We start from the raw sequence: 15,911 nt of genomic DNA, 5'->3' as shown, positions 1-15,911 counted from the left end.
TCTTACGGCCCTGAGGTTTCCGATCCGCCCGGATCTGGAAGTCCATCGCAATCTCCCCTGAACTGGGGTGTTGCGACGATCCCTAGAACCCAAGCTCGGTCGGAGGGGGTTTTCTCATCCTCGGGGATTTGACGTTTTTCGCCCCGCCACCACAGAAACCCCTCATTTTTGAAGCTGATCAGCCGTCCAGGATGGCTGGAGATGGTCGCGTCGTTCGTCGGTCCTGTCGTTGCCTGTTGTCGGAGCGCGGCACCCGAAAGGCACTTGCAACGCTTGGCTGCGGAGCGGTGGGCGGGCGATCTGGAGGGGACGTGCGCAGGTTCTGGATCCTGCGATGTCGGTGCCCGGTGTCCATATGCGATTGTCGTTGAAGCGTGGCTCGCCATGGTTGGATGCAGAGCGGCATAGGGTTGGCATCGGCCCCCTCGACGTGGCGGCGGCGCCAGGGTGAATGGGGAAGGCTCGTCTCGGCCGGACAACCGACCGAGACGAGCGCATCATCCTCGAATACCAAGTACCCTGCTCCATTCCGGGCATCGGCTGTCAAACGAGCCTGGGTGCGCTGGCACGGCGCTCGGATATTTCTGCAGGCCGGACAGGCGGGCTAGGTCAAGGGCGAGCTGCTGGCCGAATGCCAGTCAGCAGCGGGACGGGACACGCCGAACCCAGCCAGAGGGCGTGGCGCGCCAGCCGAGGTGTATCCGCCGTGCCACCGGCGCTGATGCTGTGATCGCTGGTAATCGGCACTGTGGGAATGCGGATGATGCGGGTCCGCTAGGTCGGAGCGACCGCTTGCGAATCGCTCAGTCGTGGCCAGGCGAAGTGGATCCACTGGTGTCCTACTTCGATCGATGTACCTACTCGTGTTGCGGCAGGAATCTTGCTCAGTGCTCTAATGCTTCGGTCGTTGTCGGCGCGAATCTCGACGTGGCATGTTCTCACCCCCTGTGCGACAGGGTGTTGTGCTGCGAGAACTTTGGCTGTGGTCGAATAGCCCCGGCCCCATCGGCCGGGATCGACCAGGGTGGCGTGGCTCATCACGGGCCCGTGTATCGGAACCGGCGGGCTGACGGGGACGAACTCGTCGGGATCGTGCCACTGTGGCCGGATGTCGGCCGAGATGAGAGCTACCGGCACGACCTTCGCGAAGAGCACCCAGAAATGCGGTGATACCCGATCGTTGTCACCGGGCGGTGCGTACAGAGAACGGCCGATCGTCCCTGCGATCAAACCGATTCCTGCATGCTCGGGCACATCAGGGTGCCTGGCCCAACCGAGCACGGTTGTATGGACCGACACATCACACTCCTGCCAATCGCGCAAGATGAAGCACGCGCAGGGATGTGGTTGTGCCGGACACTGGTCGTGGATGTCCACGATCTCACCCTAGTTGCGATCTGGCCCGGCCCGCGAACCTGAGTGCCGGGCCAGATCGGTCTAGATGCGATAGTCGGCGATGGCGAGTGGGTGGGTTTCCTGTGTCAGTGTCGCCAGGGCGGTAGCTATTTCGTGGATGTCGGCCTTGACGTAGGTAGCGGTGGTGCCGTGTCGGTGGGAGGTGTGGCCGGCGTAGCCGCGGGCGGTGGCGTAGCCGTAGTGGCGTTCGACCCAGGTGAGCGTTGTGTGCCGGAGCCAGTGTGTGGTGACTTGCTGCGCGGCGACCCAGGGGATGTAGGCGGCCAGTCTGGACCAGAGGTAGTCGTAGCGGCGGGTAGTGAGGGGTCGTTGGTTGCGAAACCGTAGTAGCGGGGTGCCGGGGGTGCTACCTCGCCGGGTTCCGTGGCGGATGAGGTGATTCATGAGGGTGGAGGAGACAGGCTGCCATCGGTCGTGACCGCCCTTCTCGCAGAGGTGGACAAGGCCGTGTTGGGGGTCGAGGTCATCCGGGCGCAGATTCAGTGCGCCCTGGCGCCGGCATGCGGTTTCGGTATGCAGGCGTAGCAGGAGCGAGTCGAGTGCGGGGTCGTTGCCAGTGGTGGCGGCGGTATCGCAGATCTGTTGAAGGTATTCGGGTGGGATGGCGTGGCGGTGCGGCACCGTGCGGGCCGGGATGGTTAGTGCGCGGGCGGGGTTGTTGTGAGGATGGATCCAGTTGTTGAGTTCGGCGTAGCGGTAGAGGCAGCGCGCGGCGCTGACGAAATGCTCGCGTGCGCTGGCCCCATTGCGGGTGCCTCGTTGGGAGCGGCTGTGGGTTTGAGCGAGTTGGGCGAGGCAGGTGAGTTCGGCGGTCGTAGGTTCATCGAGCGGCCGGTCCGCCCACAGTGTTTCGAGATTCAGCAAGTGTGTGTTGTAAGTGTTCAGCGTGCCGGTGGTCAGGGTCGGTCGTAGTTTGGGAACCGCGCACGCGAAAGTCGGGGCGTTGCTGGGGAGCTCGAGTAGGTCGTGAGGTGTCAAGCCCAGATGGGCAAGGACTGCGCGCGCGGTGTCGATCGCGGGGTGCGTTGCCGCAGCCGATGTGATCATCGGGTGGTGTCCGCACTGCTGACGGCGGGCGAGAAGATGCAGTCCAAGGTAGTTGGTGGATAGATTCTCAGTTGCCCGGTGTGTTTGTCGGCGACGAGCAGAACTTGATCGCCGATATTGATGTTGGCCTGTCGGCGTCGCCGGTCAGGGATGCGGAAGTAGTAGTTCGACGTCACGTGGGTTTCGCCGGATTCGTCACGGCGGGTTATCAGTAGGTACCCGTGAATGTCGATCGCCAGGAAGGTGCCTGGTTTCCAGGACAGCGTGTCGACCACGACGCGGTTGAGGATGCGGCCAGCCGGGCCGAGTTGCGCCGTGCGATAAGTCAGCGGAGTTCGCGGGCTCGGCGCCACGACAGGCGCGGTGCGCGGTGCTGGCAAGCTGCGGTTGGGTGCTTTGGGTTGTCGTGTACCGAACGGGATGAGAGGTGGGGTGATGAGCTCAGGCGGGACGATGTCACGGTAGCGGCGTCTGGGTGTCGAGTTCTGCTTGGAGATCACGGTTCCTCCGAATCTTGAGCGCCCGCTGCTGTGTCGCGATGCGGGGGAGATGGGGTCCGGAGGTATTCGGTGCCGACCGATTCAAAAGACGCGGTGTGTGAGTGCTCTTGACAGTCGATCGTGGCATCATGGGTGTTGCATGGGCGGGAGGAGTCTCCGCGGGGTTCACCGGCATCGCGGTAGTTCGAATGTGGCTGGGCCTGGGGAGGATCCCGGATCTCGCAAGGCTGGCTGTCACTCTGGTCTGGAGGCGCTTTGCTCACGAGTGGAGCTGCGGCTACGGCCTGGCTGAGCGACGAGAAGCATGATTCGTGCGCGAGCAGTCATAAGATCCACTCACACACGCGCAGCTGAAACCGAAGTGGCCTGAGTGACGAGATGCACTGCTGCGTGATCACATCCGCGCAAATGCCTGGTGATGAGTGTGCAAGAGGGGACTCGCATACAGATCGAGGAGAACAACACCAGCAATATGTGATCGAGCACGATCGAATACATATCGCGAAGCCTGTGCGGATCAAGCATATACGAGCTGCTGGATCATGTAGCTGGGGCGGGTGGTCTCGAAAGCGACATCCGCGTGGCGGCCACGGCAGGGGACCTTACTTGCGGGATGTCGCGTAGGCCTTTCTACGCAGCCACAATTCGAAGTCTGGCTGGTCGAGGAGCATGGCGTTCGATGAGGTCTGAAATCGGTAGATCAGGGATGCATACACATGGCCGGGAGGCTTGCCGACGACGTCTTTCGTCCCGCCGCCGACAGTTCCGTTCACCGACATCTCGATCCTGGCGTGTCGGTCGGGATCCGGTTCGGTCGCATAGATCGCAGACCGGAGAAGATCGCGAGCCTTGCGCGGGTCGGTGTCTTCGGCAGGGATCGTGTACGGACGACACATTCGCCACCATCGAACAGTCTGCCCGTGGAGTTCGACCATGCCGCTGTCACGCGCCGCAGCATCGAGGTTGCTCGACATGAGCGTGCTCCGTGTCGGGATGTGGGGCTGGTTGTTGATGCGGAAGATCCAGCCTGCTGGCAGCCCGCGACGGAGAGCCAGTAGCGATGCCATCGCGCTGACCTCAGCCTTGGCGATGGACTCAAGTATTCGGGCCATGTCGTGGCCGTGTTGGTTGAGTACCCCGGACAACCAACGGTCCGGCACCAGGAGACACGACGCGAAATGGTCGGCCTCCTGTTCGATTTGCCCCGCCGCTGCGTCATGGGCCGGATTGGTGTTCGGTTGGTGCGTGTCACAAGTCTGGAATCCGAGGTGCCAGGCAAGATTCAGGTGGCCCAGCTCGTGAGCGAGGGTGAACCGCAGACGCAATCGGTGGCCATTCGGGCGATAGAACACCTGTGGCTTGCCGACAGGACCACGCACCATCACCGCATCGACTGTGTCGATTGGCCAATCGCAGGCCTGCACGTCAGCGTAGTGCGCCAACAGTTCCTCGACCGGGACCGGAGGAACAAGATCGAACCGCTCAACTAGCAGCGCAGCGACATTCTGGGCAGCAGAAATTGACACGGGGCCGCATCAGCCCTAGATGCTCTTGGCTTGTTCAGCCGTGATCCGGCCAGCGTCAACCAGCCAGTTCAGAACCTTCACAGCGTCGCCTGGGGACTCTGCCCGAGCCGCCAATGCATAGGCATCCGCCGACAAGACGAGATCAGTGACTGGCTTGTCGTAGCGATGCGCCGCAACGATCAGCCGCAAGGCCTCAGGTCGTCCGACCCACAGGGCATACTCATCCCAGGACATGCCAAGGAAGGTGTGCAGGTCAGCCATAATTCCATCATCGGAGTCGTCTGATTCGTGCCAGCGTTCAACCCAGTCGTCAATATCCTCGACGAGGGCATGGCCAGCGAGGACCGCGTCCACGAAGGTTTCCACTGCAGTCCTAGACATCGATCCTCCTTCCTTTGACAGGCTTGCCTACTAATTGTCCCGTAAGGATGTCCGCCACGCCAACATGTCGGCCACGTTTGTCGAAGACTTCGATGTGGCCGTGCAGTCGATCGTAGGTGTAGAGGCGGTCGCCGGTATCGCTACGCCATCGCTGCTCGCCATTCCATTGCAGCTTGACCTGGGTATCGAGCCAATCGGGACGCGGTCTAGCGACGGGACTCACAGGCCTGCCCTCCAGCGCTCACGAGCAGAACCGGCCGTCAAATCTCGGCAGCGGTCTCGGGTTCTGCCTGCGAAATCGTTGGCGAGTCCAGCGCGGATCTGCTCGAGGTAGGGCGCCCCCGTGCCGCTGGACTTGGAAAGGCTGCGCTTCGGCACTCGACCAATCTGCCAGCCGTCATCATGAAAGCCAAACCACAGGCCGGGTTCCTGTGGCGTCATCACCTCTTGACGCGGAGCAGGACTCGACCCGTGGCAAGCCCGGCCTTCGATGAGGACAGAGTCGCATCGAAGGCCGGGCCGCTTTCACGCTGCCGGGACCAGCTCCGTGACGAGTTCTTCGATCCGCTTGCGGATTTCGTCACGGATCGGACGAACGGCCTCGACACCCTTGCCCGCCGGATCCTCCAACTTCCAGTCGCGGTAGTCGACGCCCGGGAAGTACGGGCACGCATCGCCGCAGCCCATGGTGATCACCACTGTCGAGGTCTCGACCACGTCCGGGGTGAGGATCTTGGGGGCCTGGCTGGTGATGTCGATGCCGACTTCGGCCATCGCCTCGACCGCAGCCGGGTTGAGGGCATTGCCGGGAGCGCTTCCCGCGGAACGCACTTCGATGGCGTCACCGGCGAGGCGGGTCAGGAAGCCTTGTGCCATCTGGGATCGTCCGGCGTTGTGGACGCAGACGAACAGCACGCTGGGCTTGGTCGACACGGGGGTGTCCTTTCAGTGGGTGGTGATGTCGAGAGAGGTGAGTAGGTCGCGGACGCGGTTGCCGATCTCGTCGCGGATGCCGCGCACGACCTCGAGGGATTGGTGGTCGGGGTCGGTCAGTTCCCAGTTCTCGTAGCGGCGGCCCGGGTAGATGGGGCACGCGTCGCCGCAGCCCATCGTGACGATGACGTCGGCGGCGCGCAGGATCTCCTCGGTCCAGGGCTTGGGGAACTCGCCGGTGATGTCGATGCCGATCTCGTTCATCGCTTCGACCGCGACCGGGTTGATATGGGTACCCGGCTCCGATCCGCCCGACCAGGCGATCGCCTGGTCACCGGCGAGGTGGGTGAACCAGCCCAGCGCCATCTGGGAGCGCCCGGCGTTGTGGGTACACAGGAACAGCGCGACCGGCTTGTCGGTGTTGAGTTTTCCCTCGACCTTGGCCAGGGCGAGCAGGCGCTGGCGGGCGAAGCGCTCGGCCAGCAGCGGCAGATAGTTGACCACGGTGGCGCGGGAGGCGAACTCGTCGTAGCTGGTGGTGAGGAAATGTTCGATGGTCTCGCGTCCGTAGGTCTCGGCGAAAGCCTCGTGTAGCCGGGTCGCCGCGGTGGTGAGCGCGTGGCGCTGGTCGATGGTCAGGGTCGAGCGCAGGTGGTCGGCGGGCGCGACGGGGCTATCGGACATAGGTGCTCCCAGTGAGGGGTGGGTCAGTGATCGGTGGTGGACGGATGGGGGATCACCGCGTTGTCGGCAGCCTCGGCTACCGAGCGCGGATACAGCACGACGATCAGGGCCAAACCCAGTGCGGCACCGACGATCTGCGCGATGATGAACCCCGGTGCGGATCCCGGCGCGATACCGGCGAAGGTGTCGGAGAAGATCCGGCCGACGGTGACGGCGGGATTGGCGAAACTGGTGGAACTGGTAAACCAGTACGCCGCGCCGATATAGGACGCGACGGCGGCGGCCGACATCGCGGCGCGACCGCTGCGGGCAAGGGCGAAGATCACCGCGATCAGCCCGGCGGTGGCAACGACTTCACCGACGAGGTGTCCGGTGGTGATCCGGTCATGAGTCGCGATCTGCCAGGCACCGAGGTCGAACATGACGTTGGCCAGCACGGCGCCGCAGACCGCGCCACTGACCTGCGCGATCGTGTAGGCGAGGGCGTCGATGAAGTCCAGGCCGGTGCCGCGACGTCGTCCGAGCAACCAATCCGCCAGGGAAACAACGGGATTGAAGTGCGCGCCGGACACGGGTCCGAAAACCAGGATCAATACGCCGAGGCCGAAGACGGTCGCGGTGGAGTTGGCAAGCAACTGCAAGGCGACATCGTCGGTGAGCTGCTGGGCGGCGATTCCCGAACCGACCACGACCGTGACCAGAGCGGCCGTGCCGACGAACTCGGCCAGAAACCGGCGTTGAATATCGGTCACCGCGCACCCGCCTCGACGGCCGTGACATCGAGCAACTGCGCCAGGGGAGCCAGCGCGCGCGGTTCGATCCGGTAGTAGACCCACGATCCACGCCGCTCGCTCGACAACAGCCCGGCTTCGCGCAGCACCTTGAGGTGGTGGGAGATGGTGGGCTGGCTCAACTCGAACCCGGCGGACAGGTCACACACGCAGGCTTCGCCGGTTCCGCGGCTGGCGACCAGGCTGAGCAGTCGCAGCCGCACTGGATCCGACAGCGCCTTGAACGTTGTCGCTAGTTCGGCGGCGGATTCGGCGGACAGAGGTTCCCGGGTCAGCGGGGTGACCTCACACGAGGAAGGGTCCTGCGGCTGACAGGACGAGGGCGGTTTCGACACGCATCGATATTGACGGTTGTCGAATCAGTCGACAAGCAAACAATGGGTGAACACCGCCGTCTCGGTGGAGATATCAGCAGGCCGATGGCTCGCACGCGGCGGAAGAGTCGCTGTCCGAGGCGGCGCGACGTTCGAGGAGCACGGTATCGCGCCACACCTCGTCGAGGATCGCGATGCGCTCCCGCACGCCGACCGTGCGGAATCCCGCCGAGTGGTGCAGGGCGATGCTGGCCCGGTTCTCCGGGAAGATCGAGGTCTGCAGAGTCCACAGGCCATCGGCGTCGGCGGCGATCACCTGTCGATGCAGCAGGGATTTCCCGACGCCGCGCCCGCGCGCGGTCTCGGCGACATAGACGGAGTTCTCGGCCACACCGGCGTAGCAGTCGCGACCCGATACTGGCGCGAGTGCTGCCCATCCGACTACTTCGCCGCCGATCTCGGCGACCCAGCGGTGGTCTGGCAGCCAGGTGGAATCGAGGTGTTCACGATCGGGTACCTCGGTGGCGAAGGTGGCGTTGCCGGTGGCGATACCCTCGCCGTAGATGCGGCGCACTGCCACCCAGTCGGCATCGGTCATCGCGCGTACCGACACGTCGGCGGGTAGATCCGTCGGGCAGCACGGACGTGGGGTGAGAACACCCATGACCGCGTCAGCGGCGTGGGGGAGGCCGGTGCAGCAGGCCGGATTGACGGTGACCACCGTCGACGTGCCGTTCTTGTGCACCCGGACGAACCCGACATCGGCGAGCTTGCGGACGTGATGCGACACCGTCGGCTGGGAGATGCCCAGCGACTCGGTCAACTCGCCAACCGTGATCCCGGCGGGCCGGGTCGCGACCAGGTGAAGCAGCCGAACGCGGGTCGGTTCGGCCAGGCAGGCGAACCATTCCGCGTAGGTGGTCGCGTCGTCGACAGGCAACACGTCGACGCGACGCGCGGCGGAATCGCGGACGGTGGGCATGTCCAGGGACGTCATGCCACCGATTATATCGACGTTGATCGATGGTTGCATTCATCGATGTGTGTCGATACAGTCTGGGTTGTTAGATCGATGAGTGTCGATGAATGGAGTCTGTGATGACCGAACTGCCTGTCGTCGTCGTAGGAGCCGGCCCCATCGGGCTGGCCGCAGCAGCAGAACTGCGCGAACGCGGACTGAACCCGATCGTGTTCGAACGCGGTCCCCAGGCCGGCGCCGCCGTCGCACAGTGGAACCACGTCCGCCTGTTCTCCCGATGGGCCGAACTAATCGCCCCCGCGGGCCGCCGCCTCCTCGACGGCACCGACTGGACCGCCCCGGCCGACGAGGATTACCCCACCGGCCAGGACTGGGCCCGCGACTATCTGACGCCACTCGCAGACGCTCTCGGCGACGCGGTGCGCTACGACACCGAAGTCGTCGGCGTCGCCCGCCGCGGCCGCGACCGCGTCGTGGACTCCGGACGCGACACCGAACCACTGTCGGTACACCTGCGCCGCGCCGACGGATCCGAAGACCGTCTCCTGGCACGCGCGGTCATCGATGCCTCCGGCACCTGGACATCACCGAACCCCCTTGGCGGCGAAGGACTTCCCGCACTGGGCGAACGCGGCCACCAGGCCGTCGACTACCGTGTGCCCGACCTCGAATCCGACGCCGACCTGGCGCGCTATCGCGGTAAGCACACCGTGATCGCCGGAAGCGGGCACTCGGCCCTGACCGCGATCGTGGCGCTGTCGCAACTGGCGAACGAACCCGGCACCCGACTGACCTGGGTCCTGCGTCGCGGCCAGACCGATGCCACTTTCGGCGGCGGCGAAGCAGACGAACTGCCCGCCCGTGGCGCACTCGGACTGCGCGCGAAGAAGGCCGTCGAGGACGGACTGCTCACCGTGGTCACCGGATTCCGCACCGCCGCAGTCGAAACCGGCGACGACAGCCGGACGACCCTCGTTGCCGACGACGGGCGCCGCCTCGACGGAATCGACAACGTCGTCGCGCTGACCGGTTTCCGCCCCGACCTGTCGTGGCTGTCGGAGATCCGCCTGGAACTCGACCCCGTCCTGCAAGCCCCGGTGGGGCTGGCGCCGCTGATCGATCCGAACGTGCACTCCTGTGGCACCGTCTATCCGCACGGTGTCGCCGAACTGTCCCATCCCGAATCCGGCGTCTACCTGGTCGGCATGAAGAGCTACGGCCGCGCACCGACGTTCCTGGCTATGACCGGCTACGAACAGGTCCGTTCCATCGCCGCCGAACTCGCCGGTGACCACGAATCCGCCGCCCGTGTCGAGCTGACCCTGCCCGACACCGGTGTCTGCGGCGGCGCCGGAGTCTTCGACGACCCGAACGGAGCGAGCTCCGGCGGCTGCTGCGCGCCCGCCGCGCCCGAGGTGCTGACGCTCACGGTTCCCGCGCGCTGACCCGCCCATGTCGTCTACCGTGACGGCCACGCAGACCGGACCGGCTTCACCCGGTGCCGGTCTGCGACGGCGAGTCCTGATCACGTTGTGCCTCACCGAGATCACCAGCTGGGGCATCCTCTACTACGCGTTCCCCGTCCTGTCGGTGTCGATCTCGGCCGACACCGGCTGGTCGCTGCCGATGCTCACCGCGGCGTTCTCTCTGGGCCAGCTCGCCGCCGCCCTCACCGGTATCCCGGTCGGGCGCATCCTCGACCGCATCGGCCCACGCACCGTCATGACCGCGGGATCAGTCCTTGCGATCCCTGCCCTGATCGTGGTGGCACTCGCTCCGAACCCGGTGGTGTTCTTCCTGGGTTGGCTCGTCGCCGGGGTCGCGATGGGCGCGGTGCTGTACCCGCCCGCGTTCGCGGCACTGACCCGCTGGTACGGCACCGACCACGTCAAAGCTCTGATGATCCTGACGCTGGCCGCCGGGCTGGCCAGCACCGTCTTCGCGCCATTGACCGCGGTCCTGGTCCAGCGCACCGATTGGCGCGCAACCTATCTCGTTCTCACCCTCGTACTGGCGGTCATCACGGTGCCCGGACATCTGTTCGGCCTCCGAGGACCGTGGCCACCCGCACCGCCGCCGATCACCCCGCACGACGACGACCATCAGGCCATCGCGCGCAGCCCCGCGTTCCTGGCCCTGGTGATCGCACTGAGTCTCGGTGCGTTCGCGGCGTTCGCTGGGGTGTTCAACCTCGTTCCGTTACTCATCGAACGCGGATTCTCGCCCTCGTTGGCTGCGCTGACCCTCGGCCTCGGCGGCGCGGGGCAAGTGCTGGGTCGCCTCGGCTACATCCCCTTGATGACCCGAACCACCCCCGCCGCACGCATCGTCGGTGCCTTCGCCACCACCGCCATCGCGACCGCTCTGCTGGGCTGGGTCACCACGGTGTTCGCACTGATCGCGGTGTCGATCGGTGCGGGTTTGATCCGCGGGATCATGACCTTGGTGCAAGCGACCGCGATCACCGACCGTTGGGGCGCAACCCATTACGGTCGACTCAACGGCCTGATGTCGGCACCTGTGGTCGTCGTGATGGCGGCCGCACCGTTCGCCGGCACGGCGCTGATGAGCTGGACCGGCACCTGGGCGCGTACCTATCTCGTCCTCGCCGTCATCGCGGCCGTCGCGGCGGTCATCGCCATCGCGACCATCCCACGCACACCCAAGCCCATCGACTCGTAGGGGCGTCGTGATGACCGCTTCGACGCGGTGAGCAGGCGATCGAGGTCGACATCGACGCCGAACTGGCCCAACCGGCTTCTGGTCGCTGTGGGTCGCTTGCTGGCCGATTCGGCTCGGCGACACCAGGTGGTGGGGTAGCCGAGCGCGCGAGGACAATCGAGATAGGTGATGTGGAGGGCGGCGTGAGATGAGCGACGATCGCATTGTCGACCGGGCCGGGATCGATGCCGAGCTCGAGCGTGTCCGCCGGGAGTTCCACGAGCTGTTGGACTCTGTGGATGCGGACGACTTCGAACGCCGCTCGCAGGGTACGCGGTGGACCAATGAGCAGTTGTTGTTCCACATGGTGTTCGGTTACATGGTTGTGCAGCGGCTGCTGGTGCTGGTGCGGCTGCTGGGCCGGTTCCCGGCGGGGGTGAGCCGCGCGTTCGCGCGAACGCTCGACGCGGGGACGCGGCCGTTCGATTGGATCAACTACCGAGGCTCGTGTGCGGCAGCGCGGGTATACGACCGGCACCGGATGGGCCGCAAGCTCGACCGCGTGATCGGATCGCTCCGCGCGAGCCTGGCGTCCGAATCCGAGGCGAGCCTGGCCCGTGGCATGCATTTCCCGACCCGGTGGGATCCCTTCTTCAGCGACTACATGACACTCGAGGACGTATACCGTTATCCAGCAAAGCATTTCGACTTCCATCGCGAACAGCTGACGATCGGCCGCCCTGATCGGCCGCCTGGGCTCCGGTAGCGCTGCACCAGCGCGGCAGCCCTCACCAGCTTCCGTGCGCCCATGCGCTCGTGGAATCCGGGCCCGAACCCGTCGGGTCCTGGCCGCACCACTACGACAGCCTCACCCTGTTCTCGCCCGCTCGAATGGCAACGCAGCCTGTCCTCGGCCTCACTACGCGGCGTCGGACGCTACTCGGCGTGGCTCCTCGACCGCCTCACTGCGCAACCACAGCGAATTACGCCTATTCGACAGCGGGACAACGACAACGGTGGATCGCCCTATGTCGGCCGCGGACCGACCGGGGATCAGGCGCAGTGGACATGCCGGGCCAAGGCATCGACGCGCGTGGCCAGGTCGTCGAACGCGAGATCGAACGCGGCGCCGTCATCAGCGCCGACGGGATCGGGAACCGACCAATGCAGCATCGGAACATCCGGGAGTTCCTCGTGCGCGCGGTCGCACACCGACACCACCAGATCACCCTCGCGCAGAACATCGTCGAGACGCTGCGGCGACGCCGACACCAACGCCAGCCCACGCCGTTGGGCGACGCCGACCGCGCCCGGATTGATCCGCTCGGCAGGATGGGTGCCCGCCGAGGTCGCCGGAAGCTCGCTGGCCCGACACCACAGGGCGGCAGCCAGTTGGGAGCGGGCCGAGTTCGCGGTGCACACGAACAACACCCGCTGCGCGGCCATGACCGTCGTCGACGACAGTGGCGCCAGGGCGTGGGGCAACAGTCGGACGTAGGTGCGGCGACGGTCACCCTCGGACCGCCGCCGCGTCACGACTCCGGCGTCGGTGAGGGTTTGCAGATGGTGGGCGACAAGGTTCGACCGCATGCCCAGCATCGTCGCCAGATCGGTGGGGGAGGCGTCACCCACCGACAGTACGTCGACGATCCGCAAGCGCGCGGGATCGGCCAACGCCGCGTGGACCGCGACCCGGCGAACCAAGACATCATCATTCCACTCAGTGTTCATTGACTCAATCATCACTGACTAATACGGTGGAATCAAGGACGGATTGCACAAGCCGCCTGCACCCTTCACCGACATCCCGCGGCGACCACCGCGATCGACTCGTTTCAGGAGCGTTGACCCATGCCCGCCGACTTCGGGATCACCCTGGCCACTGCCATCACCACCGCGGAACCGCTGGTGCCGACAGTGGTCGACGACGACCACGTCCACGACGTCGTCATCGTGGGATCCGGTCCGGCCGGGTACACCGCCGCCATCTACACCGCCCGCGCCGAACTCTCACCCCTGGTCTTCGAAGGCACCCAGTTCGGCGGCGCGCTGATGACCACCACCGAGGTCGAGAACTTCCCCGGCTTCCGCACCGGCATCACCGGCCCCGAGCTGATGACCGAAATGCGCGAACAAGCCCAACGCTTCGGCGCCGACCTGCGCACCGACGACGTCGAAGAACTCCACCTGAACACCCCGATCAAAACCATCGTCGCCGCAGGCGTGCGCTACCGGGCACAGACGGTGATCCTCGCGATGGGCGCCGCGGCCAGCTACCTCGGCATCCCTGGCGAACAAGAACTCCTCGGCCGCGGCGTCAGCGCCTGCGCGACCTGCGACGGGTTCTTCTTCCGCGACCACGACATCGCCGTCATCGGCGGCGGAGACTCCGCGATGGAAGAAGCCATCTTCCTCACCAAGTTCGCCCGCAGCGTCACCGTCATCCACCGCAGCGAAACCTTCCGCGCCTCCCGGATCATGCTCGACCGGGCCCGCCACAACGACAAAATCACCTTCCTCACCAACACCACCGTTGAACGCGTCAACGGCGACACCGCCGTCACCAGCCTGACCATCGCCGACGCCACCACCGGCGACACCCGCGAACTGCCCGTCACCGGAGTGTTCGTCGCGATCGGCCACCAACCACGCAGCACCCTCGTCGCAGACCAGGTCGAGCTCGACGACAACGGCTACGTCACCGTCGCACACTCGTCGACCGCGACCTCACTGCCCGGCGTCTTCGCCGCCGGAGACCTCGTCGACCACCGGTACCGCCAAGCCATCACCGCCGCCGGATCCGGCTGCGCCGCAGCGATCGACACCGAACACTGGCTCGCCCACCAAGCCGCCAACATCGTCGGCGCTAAACGACCCACCGTGCTGTTCGTCTGCGTCCGCAACAGCGGCAAATCCCAGATGGCCGCCGCGTTGATGCGCCAGACCGCCGGTCCCGACATCGAAGTCCACTCCGCCGGAACCGATCCCGGCAGCAGTCTCAACGCCCTGTCGGTGCAAGTACTCGACGAAGTCGGCGCCAGCACCGACGGCGAACACCCCAAACCGATCGACCCCAACCTCTACTCCGGCGTCGACCTCGTCGTCGTCCTCGGCGCGGAGGCGAAAGTCGAAGCACCCGAGGGGCTTCCCGTGCAGACCTGGATCACCGACGAGCCCTCCGAACGCGGCATCGATGACATCGAACGCATGCGGCTCGTCCGCGACGACATCACCACCCGCATCACCCACCTCGCCGAGCAGATCCGAACCGGGCTGACCGTCTCGGCCTAGGCGATCTCGGCCGTGCTCAGCGGCGTCGAGCGCGGGGCCAGTCCGGCAGTGGCAAAGGCGGCATCACCGGCGGGGTAGTCGACTGGCCCTCGGCCAGCGGATGAACCTCACCGGTGAGCGCCGATAGTGCACCCGCGACCTCGTGGGCATTGGCCCGAACATAGGTCAACGTCGACCCACCGGGGGTGTACTGGATCGCATGCGCGGCATAGGCCCGAGCAACAGCGAAGCCGAAGTTCCGCTCCACCCACGTCAACACCGTGTGCCGAAGCCAATGCGTACTGATCTGCTGCGTTGCCACCCACGGCAGCTCTCGGCCCGCCCGCATCCACAGATGGTCATACCGACGGCGAGAGATCGGACGACCGTACCGGTAGCGCAACAACTGCTCGCCCGGCCCGGCGCCCCGATCGCCGTGGGCGGTCAGCATCGCCAGCAATGTCGACGAGACCGGCTGCCAATGAACCGTGCCACCCTTCCCGCGCAGCTTCACCAGTCGCTGCTCCGCATCCAAGTCCGAGGGACGCAGCGCGAGCGCACTACCGGTGCGGCACGCGGTCTCGAGATGCAGGCGTAGTAGCAGTGCGTCCAGTTCCTTGTCATCGCCCGTCGTGGTCACCGCCTCGATGATCGCGCCGAGCCGATCGGCCGCGATGGCACCGCGTGGGCTCGGAAGCCGGCGAGGCTTCGCCAACTCCGTGGCAGCGTTGACAGTTCGGACATAGCCATCGCTGGCGGCATAGCGATACAGGTACCGCAGCGCACCGACCATGTGCTCGGCAGCCGACCGACCATCGCGGGAGTTACGGCGATACACCGCCCGCGCGCGGGTCCGCTCGACCAACGCCTGCATCTCCAACGTCGTCGGGTCGTCGATACGCCGCGAACCCCATTCCTCGCGCAACCGCTGCCAATACGGCCGGTAGGTCCGCAACGTTCCCACCCGGACCGTCGGGATGATGCGGGCGATGTACTCGTCGAACGTCGGGACCGGTCCGGGATTCGATCTGAACACAAGGTCTTCGGCCTGCACACCGAGCTGCTCGAGAAGCCGTCGCGCGATCTCGTGCGGAGACTCAGTCATCGCCGACTCCGGACCGCTCGAAGATTTCGCCGAGGTCGCCATTCCACACGGCCGAGCGGAGATCGAGAAGAGCATGAATGAGCATCGGACAACCTTTCTGTCCGATCAATGGCTCTTCCACATTCCAGTAGACCTGAACTCGACCGCTCACGCCACCAACCCGCCGAGGCCGCCGAGGTGGGGGACACCCGTAACACGCACGGGCGCTGCACGATTGCCGTCGCCGATCGCCGGCTGTCTCGCCTTGGTCGGCTCGACTTCAATTCTGATCCACCCCGGTATCAATCGGAATGTGCATCACTCC

At 65.5% G+C, this 15,911-nt stretch carries 17 protein-coding genes and 1 pseudogene; 5 read left to right on the top strand and 13 right to left on the bottom strand.

What is annotated here, in order from left to right:
- Positions 1–774: 774 nt before the first annotated feature.
- The 11 genes from ACWF82_RS31600 to ACWF82_RS31550 form a co-directional block, all read right to left on the bottom strand.
- Positions 775–1,377 carry a hypothetical protein gene (locus ACWF82_RS31600; protein WP_452507153.1) on the bottom strand — a complete coding sequence of 201 codons (603 nt, stop codon included), beginning with the start codon at positions 1,375–1,377 and terminating at the stop codon, positions 775–777.
- 60 nt (positions 1,378–1,437) lie between these two features.
- Positions 1,438–2,280 (bottom strand): tyrosine-type recombinase/integrase, encoded by an 843-nt coding sequence (locus ACWF82_RS31595; protein ID WP_452507151.1) that lies wholly within the window; start codon positions 2,278–2,280, stop codon positions 1,438–1,440.
- Positions 2,281–2,459: 179 nt separating this feature from the next.
- Positions 2,460–2,963: a hypothetical protein gene (locus ACWF82_RS31590; protein ID WP_452507149.1), complete on the bottom strand. Its 504-nt coding sequence runs from the start codon at positions 2,961–2,963 to the stop codon at positions 2,460–2,462.
- A gap of 602 nt (positions 2,964–3,565) precedes the next feature.
- Entirely contained in the window at positions 3,566–4,489 is a 924-nt protein-coding gene (locus ACWF82_RS31585; protein WP_452507148.1) for an ImmA/IrrE family metallo-endopeptidase, read from the bottom strand.
- Positions 4,490–4,504: 15 nt separating this feature from the next.
- Positions 4,505–4,870 (bottom strand): hypothetical protein, encoded by a 366-nt coding sequence (locus ACWF82_RS31580; RefSeq protein WP_452507146.1) that lies wholly within the window; start codon positions 4,868–4,870, stop codon positions 4,505–4,507.
- On the bottom strand, positions 4,863–5,093 hold the full coding sequence (locus tag ACWF82_RS31575; protein WP_452507144.1) for a colicin E3/pyocin S6 family cytotoxin: 231 nt from the start codon (positions 5,091–5,093) through the stop codon (positions 4,863–4,865). The genes ACWF82_RS31580 and ACWF82_RS31575 overlap by 8 nt, the downstream gene beginning before the upstream one ends.
- A gap of 302 nt (positions 5,094–5,395) precedes the next feature.
- The gene (locus ACWF82_RS31570) at positions 5,396–5,803 is read right to left on the bottom strand and encodes an arsenate reductase ArsC (protein ID WP_452507142.1); all 408 of its coding nucleotides are present in this window, start codon (positions 5,801–5,803) and stop codon (positions 5,396–5,398) included.
- A gap of 12 nt (positions 5,804–5,815) precedes the next feature.
- Positions 5,816–6,487, bottom strand: a complete 672-nt coding sequence (locus ACWF82_RS31565; RefSeq protein ID WP_452507140.1) for an arsenate reductase ArsC — start codon at positions 6,485–6,487, stop codon at positions 5,816–5,818.
- A 23-nt stretch (positions 6,488–6,510) separates the two neighbouring features.
- On the bottom strand, positions 6,511–7,239 hold the full coding sequence (locus tag ACWF82_RS31560; protein ID WP_452507138.1) for an aquaporin: 729 nt from the start codon (positions 7,237–7,239) through the stop codon (positions 6,511–6,513).
- Complete coding sequence (locus ACWF82_RS31555; protein WP_452507136.1) at positions 7,236–7,613, bottom strand: ArsR/SmtB family transcription factor; 378 nt, start codon at positions 7,611–7,613, stop codon at positions 7,236–7,238. The genes ACWF82_RS31560 and ACWF82_RS31555 overlap by 4 nt, the downstream gene beginning before the upstream one ends.
- Positions 7,614–7,686: 73 nt before the next feature.
- The gene (locus ACWF82_RS31550; RefSeq protein ID WP_452507134.1) at positions 7,687–8,589 is read right to left on the bottom strand and encodes a helix-turn-helix domain-containing GNAT family N-acetyltransferase; all 903 of its coding nucleotides are present in this window, start codon (positions 8,587–8,589) and stop codon (positions 7,687–7,689) included.
- Positions 8,590–8,690: 101 nt separating this feature from the next.
- Between ACWF82_RS31550 and ACWF82_RS31545 the strand changes: the two genes are divergently transcribed.
- The 3 genes from ACWF82_RS31545 to ACWF82_RS31535 all read left to right on the top strand — a co-directional run bounded on the left by ACWF82_RS31545 (position 8,691) and on the right by ACWF82_RS31535 (position 11,998).
- A complete protein-coding gene (locus ACWF82_RS31545) occupies positions 8,691–10,016 on the top strand; it encodes an FAD-dependent oxidoreductase (protein WP_452507132.1) in 1,326 nt (441 codons plus the stop codon).
- Positions 10,017–10,023: 7 nt separating this feature from the next.
- On the top strand, positions 10,024–11,253 hold the full coding sequence (locus tag ACWF82_RS31540; protein WP_452507130.1) for an MFS transporter: 1,230 nt from the start codon (positions 10,024–10,026) through the stop codon (positions 11,251–11,253).
- A 187-nt stretch (positions 11,254–11,440) separates the two neighbouring features.
- The gene (locus ACWF82_RS31535; RefSeq protein ID WP_452507128.1) at positions 11,441–11,998 is read left to right on the top strand and encodes a DinB family protein; all 558 of its coding nucleotides are present in this window, start codon (positions 11,441–11,443) and stop codon (positions 11,996–11,998) included.
- A 287-nt stretch (positions 11,999–12,285) separates the two neighbouring features.
- Here ACWF82_RS31535 and ACWF82_RS31530 read toward each other — a convergent pair whose 3' ends face one another.
- The gene (locus ACWF82_RS31530) at positions 12,286–12,963 is read right to left on the bottom strand and encodes an arsenate reductase/protein-tyrosine-phosphatase family protein (protein ID WP_452507126.1); all 678 of its coding nucleotides are present in this window, start codon (positions 12,961–12,963) and stop codon (positions 12,286–12,288) included.
- Positions 12,964–13,149: 186 nt separating this feature from the next.
- Here ACWF82_RS31530 and trxB point away from each other — a divergent pair.
- Both trxB and ACWF82_RS31520 read left to right on the top strand, forming a co-directional pair.
- Positions 13,150–14,079, top strand: a pseudogene (gene trxB / locus ACWF82_RS31525) (thioredoxin-disulfide reductase); the annotation flags it as partial.
- Positions 14,080–14,112: 33 nt separating this feature from the next.
- Positions 14,113–14,523 (top strand): arsenate-mycothiol transferase ArsC, encoded by a 411-nt coding sequence (locus tag ACWF82_RS31520; RefSeq protein ID WP_452507157.1) that lies wholly within the window; start codon positions 14,113–14,115, stop codon positions 14,521–14,523.
- Positions 14,524–14,539: 16 nt separating this feature from the next.
- Here the strand turns inward: ACWF82_RS31520 and ACWF82_RS31515 are convergent, their stop codons facing one another.
- Positions 14,540–15,607, bottom strand: a complete 1,068-nt coding sequence (locus ACWF82_RS31515) for a tyrosine-type recombinase/integrase (RefSeq protein ID WP_452507124.1) — start codon at positions 15,605–15,607, stop codon at positions 14,540–14,542.
- Positions 15,608–15,911 lie beyond the last annotated feature (304 nt).

It is taken from the genome of Nocardia sp. NPDC055053, assembly GCF_053608285.1.
Note: the sequence above shows the minus strand (reverse complement) of the source record. Positions and strands in the feature narration are given on the sequence as shown.

What these genes read in the sequence shown, in the direction of transcription:
- ACWF82_RS31580 (WP_452507146.1), bottom strand. Translation starts at nt 4,870, where the DNA reads ATGTCTAGGACTGCAGTGGAAACCTTCGTGGACGCGGTCCTCGCTGGC.
- ACWF82_RS31565 (WP_452507140.1), bottom strand. Translation starts at nt 6,487, where the DNA reads ATGTCCGATAGCCCCGTCGCGCCCGCCGACCACCTGCGCTCGACCCTG.
- ACWF82_RS31550 (WP_452507134.1), bottom strand. Translation starts at nt 8,589, where the DNA reads ATGACGTCCCTGGACATGCCCACCGTCCGCGATTCCGCCGCGCGTCGC.
- ACWF82_RS31545 (WP_452507132.1), top strand. Translation starts at nt 8,691, where the DNA reads ATGACCGAACTGCCTGTCGTCGTCGTAGGAGCCGGCCCCATCGGGCTG.
- ACWF82_RS31540 (WP_452507130.1), top strand. Translation starts at nt 10,024, where the DNA reads ATGTCGTCTACCGTGACGGCCACGCAGACCGGACCGGCTTCACCCGGT.
- ACWF82_RS31535 (WP_452507128.1), top strand. Translation starts at nt 11,441, where the DNA reads ATGAGCGACGATCGCATTGTCGACCGGGCCGGGATCGATGCCGAGCTC.
- ACWF82_RS31530 (WP_452507126.1), bottom strand. Translation starts at nt 12,963, where the DNA reads ATGAACACTGAGTGGAATGATGATGTCTTGGTTCGCCGGGTCGCGGTC.
- ACWF82_RS31515 (WP_452507124.1), bottom strand. Translation starts at nt 15,607, where the DNA reads ATGACTGAGTCTCCGCACGAGATCGCGCGACGGCTTCTCGAGCAGCTC.